At 68.8% G+C, this 9985-nt stretch carries 11 protein-coding genes; 4 read left to right on the top strand and 7 right to left on the bottom strand.

Annotation, left to right across the window (positions count from 1 at the left end; translation table 11 throughout):
- The 4 genes from ACWDTP_RS18445 to ACWDTP_RS18430 all read right to left on the bottom strand — a co-directional run.
- A partial coding sequence (locus ACWDTP_RS18445) for an MlaD family protein (protein WP_450022268.1) occupies positions 1 to 561 on the bottom strand: 561 nt, incomplete at its 3' end.
- A gap of 131 nt (positions 562 to 692) precedes the next feature.
- Complete coding sequence (locus tag ACWDTP_RS18440; RefSeq protein ID WP_450022266.1) at positions 693 to 2846, bottom strand: elongation factor G-like protein EF-G2; 2154 nt, start codon at positions 2844 to 2846, stop codon at positions 693 to 695.
- A 119-nt stretch (positions 2847 to 2965) separates the two neighbouring features.
- Positions 2966 to 3385, bottom strand: coding sequence for a TIGR03668 family PPOX class F420-dependent oxidoreductase (locus tag ACWDTP_RS18435; protein WP_450022264.1), 420 nt, complete (start codon positions 3383 to 3385; stop codon positions 2966 to 2968).
- Positions 3386 to 3410: 25 nt separating this feature from the next.
- A complete protein-coding gene (locus tag ACWDTP_RS18430) occupies positions 3411 to 3902 on the bottom strand; it encodes a hypothetical protein (protein WP_450022262.1) in 492 nt (163 codons plus the stop codon).
- Positions 3903 to 4114: 212 nt separating this feature from the next.
- Here ACWDTP_RS18430 and ACWDTP_RS18425 point away from each other — a divergent pair, with 212 nt between their 5' ends.
- From ACWDTP_RS18425 to ACWDTP_RS18410, 4 genes are read left to right on the top strand one after another with little or no spacing between them, the layout of a single operon-like run.
- On the top strand, positions 4115 to 5254 hold the full coding sequence (locus tag ACWDTP_RS18425) for an ABC transporter substrate-binding protein (protein WP_450022260.1): 1140 nt from the start codon (positions 4115 to 4117) through the stop codon (positions 5252 to 5254).
- Positions 5255 to 5283: 29 nt separating this feature from the next.
- Complete coding sequence (locus tag ACWDTP_RS18420; protein WP_450022276.1) at positions 5284 to 6132, top strand: ABC transporter permease; 849 nt, start codon at positions 5284 to 5286, stop codon at positions 6130 to 6132.
- Entirely contained in the window at positions 6129 to 6896 is a 768-nt protein-coding gene (locus ACWDTP_RS18415; protein ID WP_450022258.1) for an ABC transporter permease, read from the top strand. The genes ACWDTP_RS18420 and ACWDTP_RS18415 overlap by 4 nt, the downstream gene beginning before the upstream one ends.
- Positions 6893 to 7945, top strand: coding sequence for an ABC transporter ATP-binding protein (locus ACWDTP_RS18410; protein WP_450022256.1), 1053 nt, complete (start codon positions 6893 to 6895; stop codon positions 7943 to 7945). Before ACWDTP_RS18415 ends, ACWDTP_RS18410 begins: the two co-directional genes overlap by 4 nt.
- Here the strand turns inward: ACWDTP_RS18410 and ACWDTP_RS18405 are convergent.
- Genes ACWDTP_RS18405 through ACWDTP_RS18395 form a run of 3 tightly spaced genes read right to left on the bottom strand, consistent with a single transcriptional unit; the run spans position 7942 to position 9758 of the window.
- A complete protein-coding gene (locus ACWDTP_RS18405; RefSeq protein ID WP_450022255.1) occupies positions 7942 to 8511 on the bottom strand; it encodes an orotate phosphoribosyltransferase in 570 nt (189 codons plus the stop codon). The two genes, ACWDTP_RS18410 and ACWDTP_RS18405, sit on opposite strands and share 4 nt — an antisense overlap.
- Before the next feature lie 27 nt (positions 8512 to 8538).
- Positions 8539 to 9336: a HugZ family pyridoxamine 5'-phosphate oxidase gene (locus ACWDTP_RS18400; protein WP_450022253.1), complete on the bottom strand. Its 798-nt coding sequence runs from the start codon at positions 9334 to 9336 to the stop codon at positions 8539 to 8541.
- A 32-nt stretch (positions 9337 to 9368) separates the two neighbouring features.
- Positions 9369 to 9758, bottom strand: a complete 390-nt coding sequence (locus tag ACWDTP_RS18395; RefSeq protein ID WP_450022274.1) for a hypothetical protein — start codon at positions 9756 to 9758, stop codon at positions 9369 to 9371.
- Between the last annotated feature and the right edge of the window lie 227 nt (positions 9759 to 9985).

Below are 9985 nucleotides of genomic sequence, written 5' to 3'. Positions count from 1 at the left end.
GTCCAACGCCTGCGCCGTCGCGGTCAACGTCTCATTCAGCTTGATCGGATCCACCTGCTCCGAAATCGCGGTGATCGTCTCGAACAACGTATTGAACTCCGTCGTCACCCCTTTCGCCTCGATCGGCGTCGAAGCGGTCAGGCGGTCCGCCGACGGATTCTCCGGCGAGAGGAAGGAAATGTATTTGTTGCCGAACACCGTCGTGGCCCGCAACTCCACATCGGCATTCGACGGAATCAACTTCAAATATTTCGGATCGACGTCCAGGGTCAACTTCGCCTGCGGACTGTCGTCGACCTCGACCACATCCACCGACGCCAACCGACCGATCGGCACCCCGTTGAAGGTCACCTTCGACCCCGGATCCATCGACAACCCCGACCGCCCCGACAACACGGTCAACGCCACCTTGTCCTCGAACACCCCACGAAACTGCATCCAGGTCACGGCCAGGACCGCGACGAGCAGGATGACCATCGCGGCGCACGAGGACTTGTACGGCGGGTCGTAGCGCCAGTGTTTGAACCGCTGCTGGATGCGATGCACCGCCGATGAGGCCACGCGCCCAACCCCCGATTATCGACGCAGCGAGTTGATGAAGCTCAGCAAACTGTCCCAAACGACCGGAGATAAACGCAACCAAATGCGGTAACTGCGGCCAACGTCAAAATACCAGCGATGTGAGACGCCCGTCATAACGCGGCGCTGCGCAACCGGTCCGCGGCCGACTCCGGCATCGGCTCATAGCGGGCGAACGCCCGGCTGAACGATCCCGACCCGTGCGAAAGGGACCGCAGATCGATCGCGTACCGGATCAACTCCACCTGGGGGATCTCGGCCTTGACCAGGGTCCGCTCCTCGCCGGCCCGGTCGGTGCCGAGCACCCGGCCCCGGCGCGCGGCCAGATCGCTCATCACGGCACCCACGAGATCGTCGGGCACCACCACGGTCACATCGTCGACCGGCTCCAGCAGGTTCACCCGGGTGCCCGCGGCGGCCTCACGCAATGCCAGCCCACCCGCCATCTGGAACGCGAAATCCGACGAATCCACGCTGTGGGCCTTACCGTCGAGCAGGGTCACCCGGATATCGACCACCGGATAGCCCGCCCCGTCGCCGTGGCCGGCCCCCACCCCCTTCTCCATCTGGGCGCGCACCCCCTTCTCGACGCTCGGGATGAACTGTCGCGGAACGGCACCGCCCACCACCTTGTCGACGAACTCGAATCCGGTTCCCTCGGGGAGCGGCTCGACCTCGATATCGCATACCGCGTACTGGCCGTGGCCGCCGGACTGTTTGACGTGGCGGCCGTGCCCTTTTGCCTTGCCGCCGAACGTCTCCCGCAGCGGGACCCGGAGCTCGACGGTATCGACCGATACCCCGTACCGGCGCGACAGCGCGTCGAGAACCACCGCGGCGTGCGCCTCTCCCATGCACCACAGCACGATCTGGTGGGTTTCGGGATTCTGCTCGATCCGCAACGTGGGATCCTCGGCGGCCAGCCGCTGCAGCCCCACCGAGAGCTTGTCCTCGTCGGTCTTGGCGTGCGGCGCCACCGCGATCGGCAGCAGGGGATCGGGCATGGTCCACGGGCGCAGGACGAGCGGCCCGGACTTGTCGCTGAGGGTGTCGCCCGTCTCGGCCCGGCTCAGCCGGCCGATCGCGCAGATATCGCCCGCCACCACCGACGGCGCGGGCCGCTGCTGTTTGCCCAGCGGGAACGACAGGGTGCCGATCCGCTCGTCCTCGTCGTGGTCGGCGTGGCCCGCGGTGGGCTCGGCGAAGGCAGAAAAATGGCCCGACACATGCACGGTGGCGTCGGGCCTGATGGTGCCGGAGAACACCCGGACCAGGCTGACCCTGCCGACATAGGGATCCGATGTCGTCTTCACCACCTCGGCGAGCAGCGGGCCGTCCGGATCGCAGGGCAGCGGTTTGCGGGGCGCGCCCTGCGGGGTGAACACCTCGGGCAGCCGATGTTGTGGCGGCGCGGGGAAGCCGCGCGTGGCGATCTCCAGCAGTTCCATGGTGCCGACCCCGGAACCGCTGCAGACCGGGATCACCGGGAAGAAGGAGGCCCGCGACACCGCCTTCTCCAGATCCCCGATGAGCACCGACTGGTCGATCTCCTCGCCGCCGAGGTAGCGCTCCATGAGCGACTCGTCCTCGGATTCCTCGATGATCGCCTCGATCAGCGCGCCGCGGAGGTCGGCGATCTCGTCGTCGTAGGAACCGTCGGGGGCATGCGCGGTATGGGTGCCGTCGGCGTACTCGTAATGCGTGCGGGTCAGCAGCCCGATGACACCCGCACCGGCCGGGAAGTACAGCGGCGAGACCTTGTCGCCGAACGCCTGCCTGGCGTCGGCCAGCGCATCGGCGTAGCTGGCCCTGGCGTGGTCGAGTTTGGTGATCACCACCGCGCGCGGCATGCCGACGGCACTGCATTCCTGCCACAGCGTCTTGGTGGGTTCGTCCACCCGCTCGTTCGCGGCGATCACGAACAGTGCGCAGTCGGCGGCCCGCAGCCCGGCGCGCAACTCTCCGACGAAGTCGGCGTATCCGGGGGTGTCGATCAGGTTGACCTTGATCCCGTTGTGCCGCAACGGGGCCAGGGCCAGGCCCACCGAGCGTTGCTGGGTGACCTCGGCGTCGTCGAAGTCGCACACCGTGGACCCGTCGACCACCGAGCCGGCCCGGTTCAGCACCCCGCAGGCCACCAGCAGCGCTTCGACAAGGGTGGTCTTACCGGATCCCGACGGACCGACCAGTGCCACATTGCGGACGGCCGCGGGACTGTCCGCGGTGGGAACGGCCCCGTTGCCCGCCGAATTCGTCCTGTCCGCCATGGTGTTGCCTCCTGGTGATCCCCGGGGCGCCCCATTGCGGCCCACCGGACCTGCCCTCCACCATTCCCCGATGTGATCTACAGCACAAGCCCTCGTGGCGGCAGGGAGGTGGGGCTGGGTCAGGCCTGCCACGACGACCAGCGGCCGACGGCGATCGTCACGACCGGGCCGTCCAGCGCAATCCGTTCGTACTGGCGGTATTTCGCGCGCAGCAGCCCGTAGCCGGTGGCCATCTCCTCACCGCTGTAGTGCGTGGACGCCGTGCCGTCGGCGCGCACCCACCACAGATGTGACCAGTCGTCGCTGTAGTGGTCGGCCAGCAGGCTCACCCGGCCGTCGCGTTCGATGTTGGCCAGCCTGCGCAGCCGGTGGGTGGACTTCCGTTTGGCGTCGACGGCGGTGTAGATCGTGGCCCGCTCCCCGTCGACGTGCACCGCGAACACCACCGGAACCAGATGCGGTGCGCCGTCGGAGCCCAGCGTGGCCAGCGTCGCGGTGGGCGCGTTGGAGAACTCGGTGACAGCGTCGAAGCCGGCCATGGATTCAGGGTAGGCCGCGGGCCGGTCAGTTACGCGGGTGACGCGGCTGGGGCGCGACGCTGATCGGCGAGCGGGTGACCGGTGTGCGGGTCACCCCGATCTCGGGCTTCTTGGTCACGCGCGGCTGCTGGGTCGGGCGGTACACCGGCGCCCGCGGCGCCTCCTCGACGGTTGGCGGCGGCGGTGGTGGTGGCGGCAGTGCGGGCGGCACCCCGACCCGCAGCGGCGGCGTCGGTGACGGGGCGGTGGTTGAGGTCGACGGCGTGACCGAGGCCGGCGAGTCGTCGCGGGACGGGCCGGAATCCCGCAGCAGGAGAAGGACCGCCGACACCACGATCGCCGCGGCCGCCAACGCGGCGGCGATCAGCGCGACTGCCGCGCGCCGGGTGCGGTACCACGGCACCGGCGCCGGTTTGAAATCCCAGGTGCTGTGGTCGAATGCGTCGAAGCCGTCCGGTTCGGGGGCAGGGTCCTCCCACAGATAGTCGAAGCTGCCTCCGGCTTCGCGTTCAGACACCTCTCGATGCTAGCTGCCCGACCTGGGTAAACGGGTGACAATCCGGGCCGCACGCGATACTGCCAGCGGGTTCGGCGAGGTCAGGATAAGGTGCGATGCGCCTGTTCTTGATCAAGCAATCATGGATACGTTCATACACGCGACCGGTCGGCGACCAGATTCGGTAACCGGTGCGCCACTGCGACGCTTCCTGACCATCGGAAGGTTTGGCAATGATCAATTCCCGGTTCTTCCCGCGGATCGCCGCGGTGGCCGCCTCGGCCCTGGTCGTCACCGGCCTCGCGGCGTGTGCGCCTCCGGAGAAGGGCGGCGGGGGTGGTGAAACCGATTCGGGCGTCAAGGTTGCCGAGGCCACATCGGCCGAGGACTTCGGCGGGATGGACAAGCTGATCGAGGCCGCCAAGGCCGAGGGCGAGCTCAACGTGATTGCCCTGCCGCCGGATTGGGCCAACTACGGGGCGATCATCAAGGCGTTCGGGGACAAGTACGGGATCAAGGTGAACTCGGCCCAGCCGGACGCCGCCAGCCAGGACGAGATCAACGCGGCCAATCAGCAGAAGGGCAAGAGTTCCGCGCCCGACGTGTTCGATCTCGGGCAGTCGGTGGCGCTGGCGAACGTATCGATGTTCGCCCCGTACAAGGTGGCGACCTTCGACGACGTCCCGGCCGCGTTCGCCGATCCGAACGGCGCCTGGGTCAACGATTACGGCGGCTACATGTCCATCGGCTTCGACTCGTCCAAGGTTCCCCCGGTCACCAGCGTCGAGGATCTGCTCAAGCCCGAGTACCACGGGAAGGTCGCGCTCAACGGCGACCCCACCCAGGCCGGCGCCGGGTTCTCCGGGGTGCTTATGGTGGCGCTGGCGCAGGGCGGGTCCGCCGACGACATCGCGCCGGGCGTCGAGTTCTTCGCCAAGCTCAAGCAGGCCGGTAACTTCCTGCCGGTCGACCCGACCCCCGCGACCATCGAGTCCGGTCAGACCCCCGTCGTCATCGACTGGAACTACCTGAACGCCACCGAGACCAAGAAGCTGCCGACCTGGCAGGTGCTGGTACCGCACGATTCGGCCGTCGCGGGCTACTACTACCAGGCGATCAACAAGGACGCCCCGCACCCGGCGGCGGCCCGGCTGTGGCAGGAGTTCCTGTTCAGCGACGAGGGGCAGAACCTGTACGCGGCGGGCGGTGTGCGCCCGGTCCGGGCCGACAACATGATCGCGGCGGGCACCCTCGACAAGATCATCGCCGCCCAGCTGCCCACCATCGACGGACCGGTCACCGTGCCGACCCCGACCCAGACCGAAACCGCCACCAAGTATCTGGCCGACAACTGGGCCAAGGCGATCGGCTGACCCGGCCGGTGGAGGGCCGCGGTCGGGCATTGGTCGTGCGGCGGATCCGGGACGCGTTGCCGCTGCTGCCGTTCCTGGCGGTGGTCACGGTGTTTCTGATCGTGCCGACGGTGACGGTCGTCGTCATGGCGTTCTTCGCCGACGGGTCGTTCTCGCTGCAGCGGATCGCAGCCCTGTTCACCGGCACCGCGCTGGCGGCGCTGGCCAGGAGTGTGCTGCTGTCGGCGAGCACGGCGCTGCTCGGCGCTGTGCTCGGCGCCGCATTGGCCTGGCTGATCGTGAGCAGCCCGCCCACGTCGCGGCTGCGCCGGTCGGTGCTGGCACTGTGCAGTGTGCTGGCCCAGTTCGGCGGCGTGGCACTGGCTTTCGCATTCCTGGCGACGATCGGCCTGAACGGTGTGCTGACCCTGTGGGCCAGGCAGTACCTGGGCTGGGACCTGGCCGGATCCGGCTGGCTCTACAGCCTGCCCGGGCTGGTCCTGGTGTACACCTACTTTCAGATCCCGCTCATGGTGATCGTGTTCATACCGGCCCTGGAGGGGCTGCGCGCACAGTGGCGCGAGGCCGCGATCGGACTCGGCGCGTCGACCTGGCAGTACCTGCGCGAGGTGGCCGTACCGCTGCTGACCCCGGCGTTCCTCGGTTCGGCATTGCTGTTGTTCGCCAACGCCTTTGCCGCCTATGCCACCGCGGCGGCGCTGGTCAGCCAGGGCAGCCCGATCGTGCCGCTGCTGATCAGGGCCGCCCTGACCAGCGAGGTGGTGCTGGGTCAGTCCGGGTTCGCCTACGCCCTGGCACTGGAGATGATCGTGGTGGTCGCGGTGGTGATGTTCGCCTACAACGCCATGGTCCGGCGCACCGCGCGGTGGCTCACATGAACCGCGCGGTGCGCGCGGCGCTGTGGATCGGGTTCGGCCTGTTTTTCCTGTTCCCGCTGTACGCGATGGCCGACTTCTCCACCCGCGACCTGATCTCGGGCGGGCGGACCATGGCGGCCTGGCGCAATCTGGTGACCGACGATGCGCTGTACACCTCGATCCTGATCTCCCTGCTGCTGGCGGTGTTCACGGTCGTGGCGATGCTGGTCCTGTTGGTGCCGACCATGATCTGGGTCCGGCTGCGGGCGCGCTGGGCGAGCCGGATCGTCGAGTTTCTCTGCCTGCTGCCGTTGACGATCCCGGCCCTGGTGATCGTGGTGGGCCTGCGCAACGTCTATCTGTGGGTCACCTATTTTCTCGGGGAGTCGGCGTTGACGCTGACGTTCGTCTACGTCGTGCTGGTGCTGCCGTTCGCGTACCGGGCGCTCGACTCCGCGCTGGCCGCCATCGACCTGCGGACGCTGTCGGAGGCGGCCCGCTCGCTGGGCGCCGGATGGTTCACCACGATCGCGCGCGTCGTCGTGCCCAACATCTGGTCCGGAATCCTTTCCGCGGCCTTCATCTCGATCGCGGTGGTGCTTGGCGAGTACACCATCGCCTCGCTGAGCGGCTTCCAGACCCTGCAGGTACAGATCGTGGCCATCGGCAAGAGCGACGGCCCCACCTCGGTGGCGGCCTCGCTGGCCGTGCTGCTGCTCGGCTTCGTCCTGCTGCTGGCCCTGGCGATGGTGACGCGTGGCCGCCACACACGTGAGGAGCAATGAGTATGTCGTCGGATGGTGTTGGCAGCGTTGGGGTCGAACTCACCGACCTGACCCGGGTCTATGGCAACGTGAAGGCACTCGATGGCCTGAACCTGCGTATCGAACCGGGTGAGCTGATCGCGCTGCTCGGCCCGTCGGGCTGCGGCAAGACCACCGCACTGCGGATCGTGGCCGGGCTCGATGAGGCCACCTCGGGCCGGGTGCGGGTCGGCGGGCAGGATGTCGGTCCGGTCCCGGCCAACAAGCGGGATATGGGCATGGTCTTTCAGGCCTACAGCCTGTTCCCGCACCTGACCGTGCTGGACAACGTCGCGTTCGGTTTGAAGATGCGCGGAAAGGCCAAGGCCGACAGGCTTTCCGCCGCTGCCGACATGCTCGATCTGGTCGGCCTGGCCGCCCACCGCCACAAGTACGCCAATGAACTGTCGGGCGGCCAGCAGCAGCGGGTGGCGCTGGCCAGGGCGCTGGCGATCCGGCCAAGGGTGCTGCTGCTCGACGAGCCGCTGTCGGCGCTCGACGCCAAGGTCCGGGCCCAGCTGCGCGACGAGATCCGGCGGGTGCAGCTGGAGGTCGGGACCACCACGCTGTTCGTCACCCACGACCAGGAGGAGGCGCTGGCGGTTGCCGATCGGGTCGGTGTGATGAGTCAGGGCAAACTCGAGCAGCTCGCGGCGCCCGCGGATCTGTACGCCAACCCGGCCACCCCGTTCGTCGCCGAGTTCGTCGGCTTGCACAACAAGGTCGCGGCCGAGGTGTCGGACGGACGGGCGCGGCTGCTGGGCAGCTCGGTGCCGACGCTGGCGGGTTCGGTCACCTCCGGTGCGGGGACGGCGCTGGTGCGGCCCGAATCGGTCACGGTGCGTGCGGATCCGGCCGGGGCCGCGACGGTGGCGTCGGTGGCCTTCCTCGGCCCGATCTCGAAGGTGTACGTGACCCTGCCGGACGGTGCGGTGATCCACGCGCAGCTGCCGAGCGCACGGGCCCGCGAGTTCGAGGCGGGGGCCGCGGTCAGCGTGGGGCTGGAGCCCGCGCCGGTGCTGGTGGTCTAGACGTCCTTGACCGGTTCGATGCCGAGGTCGCGGTAGGTGACCAGGGCCGTGAACGGCACACCCCGCTTGGCGAAGCGCCCGGTGGCGATGTCGCCGCGATCCACCATCGGGATCACCCCGGTCACCACCGCCCCGGCCGCGGTGACCCGCTCGTAGGCGATCTCGGTGGACCCGCCGGTGCTGATCACATCGTCGACCAGAAGCACCCGGGTGCCGGGCTCGATGCGGGTGCCCTCGATCCACTGCTCACGGCCACGCGACTTCTGTTCCTTGCGGACCGAGAACCAGGCCTTGCCGGTCACCATCGCGACACCGTGCGCGAGCGGGTCGGCACCCATGGTCAGCCCGCCGACCGCGTCGTACTCGATGCCCTGGATGGCGGCGAGATCGGCGACCGCGCGGCTGACCACGGCCATGCGCTCACCGGTGTCGATGGCGTATTTACCGTCGATGTAGTCGTGGCTGAGCTGGCCGCTGACCAGACGGAACGGCTCCTCGCGGTGCTCGTAGCCGCGCGTGCGGATCAGGTCGAAGGCGGCTTGCCAGGTCTGCGGGCGCTCAGGCATACCGCGATGGTATTGCACGGGCCCCGGTCAGGTTTGCGCGCGGCGGGCCAATTCGACTGTGGCCGCGCGCAGCTCGCCGAACGAGCCGATCGGCGCGGCGTAACCGACCCTGGTGTAGGCCACCCCGCGATCGGTGTCTACCCGCAGGTCCAGTCCGTAGCGGTCGGCGCCGGTGCACACGGCCGCGGTGGTGTCCGGGTAGCCGCCGAGGGTTCGGGCCATGGCGGTCAGCGACGCGGCGTGGTCGGCGTTGAGGTGTGCGATCGCCCCTGCAGCGTTCGGCGTCACCGGATCCGGTTCGGCGCGGGCGTAGGCCTCGCCGGTCGCGGAATCCATCCGGCCGTAGCCGCCGACCCACCGCACCCGCTGCACGCGCAGCACCCACACCGAGAAATCGCTGAAGTCGATGTAGTACCTGGCCGATGCGACCGCCGCGACGTGCGCGTCGCGGGCCGCCGCCAGCTCGTCGCCGGTTGGGCGCTCGGCCACCCCGGCGAGGGTGACCCGGCTGCCGGCCAGCGGATCCGACTCGGCGTTCGGGGCCACGACGGCGATGCTGGCGCGGGGATCACCGGCCAGGTTGCGTCCGTGCTCGGCGAGATTCGACACGCACAGCACGGGGGATCCGCCGAGCAGGCCGTAGGTGACGAACGAGGCCCACGGGCCGCCGTCGGCGGCCAGTGTCGCCAGTGTGCCGGAATTGGTCGATGCGGCGATGGTGCGGGCTTCCTCGGCCGCCGACGGTCTGCCCGCCTCGGCGACCGTGGTCAGCGGAGGCGGGGCCGACGGGGCGTCGCCGGGGTCGCCATGATCGCGAAGGGTCACACCGGAGACCTTACGGCCCGCCCCGCGGGTGCTCAGCCGCCGAGCGCGGCGATGAGCTCCTTGATCTGCGCGGACTCGTCCCCGGTCACGTGCTCCTCGGCCTCCACCGCCTCGATGAGATCCTGGCGCACGCCGATGCCGTTGGCGGCCTCGGTGGTCGACAGCTTGGCGCGCTGACGGGCGACGTAGAGCCGCTGGCCCAGCGTCGCGCCCGGCCCCTCGGCGGCCGTCACCATCAGCTCGTCGTAGCGGCCGCGGACGCCGCTGAGCGCCACGATCACCGACGGTGTGACCCGGCTGCGGCCCGCCGCCTCCGACAGCGAGGTCTGCAGTTTGCGCAGACCGCTGAACACCACCGCGGCCCGCTCCGGGAACGCCGAATCCCCAACCGGTGGTAGTGCGTCGATGGCGGCGGTGTACATATGCATCGCCGCATCGGACAGGCCGACGATTACTGGTGCTTCCCCATCATTAGGCGCCGAATCAGCCACAGGCCATCCCTCGTCGAATGTTGTTTTCGATCGCCGGCTCGCGGCCGGCGACAAGATCAAATCGGGGAGAACCTAACCCGTCGTGCGCTCTTATTCAACCGTTAGTTTTTCCGCAAATCCATTCGGTCCGGTGCGGCGCGTTGCTACCGGATCGGTTC

The sequence above is a fragment of the Mycobacterium sp. NPDC003449 genome (assembly GCF_053588415.1).
This window is presented reverse-complemented; position numbering and strand designations above follow the sequence as displayed.

Excerpts from the sequence above, each read along its gene's own strand:
- ACWDTP_RS18435 (WP_450022264.1), bottom strand. The coding sequence starts at position 3,385 with ATGGCCGGCTTCGACGCTGTCACCGAGTTCTCCAACGCGCCCACCGCG.
- ACWDTP_RS18425 (WP_450022260.1), top strand. The coding sequence starts at position 4,115 with ATGATCAATTCCCGGTTCTTCCCGCGGATCGCCGCGGTGGCCGCCTCG.
- ACWDTP_RS18405 (WP_450022255.1), bottom strand. The coding sequence starts at position 8,511 with ATGCCTGAGCGCCCGCAGACCTGGCAAGCCGCCTTCGACCTGATCCGC.
- ACWDTP_RS18395 (WP_450022274.1), bottom strand. The coding sequence starts at position 9,758 with ATGTACACCGCCGCCATCGACGCACTACCACCGGTTGGGGATTCGGCG.
- ACWDTP_RS18440 (WP_450022266.1), bottom strand. The coding sequence starts at position 2,846 with ATGGCGGACAGGACGAATTCGGCGGGCAACGGGGCCGTTCCCACCGCG.
- ACWDTP_RS18415 (WP_450022258.1), top strand. The coding sequence starts at position 6,129 with ATGAACCGCGCGGTGCGCGCGGCGCTGTGGATCGGGTTCGGCCTGTTT.
- ACWDTP_RS18410 (WP_450022256.1), top strand. The coding sequence starts at position 6,893 with ATGAGTATGTCGTCGGATGGTGTTGGCAGCGTTGGGGTCGAACTCACC.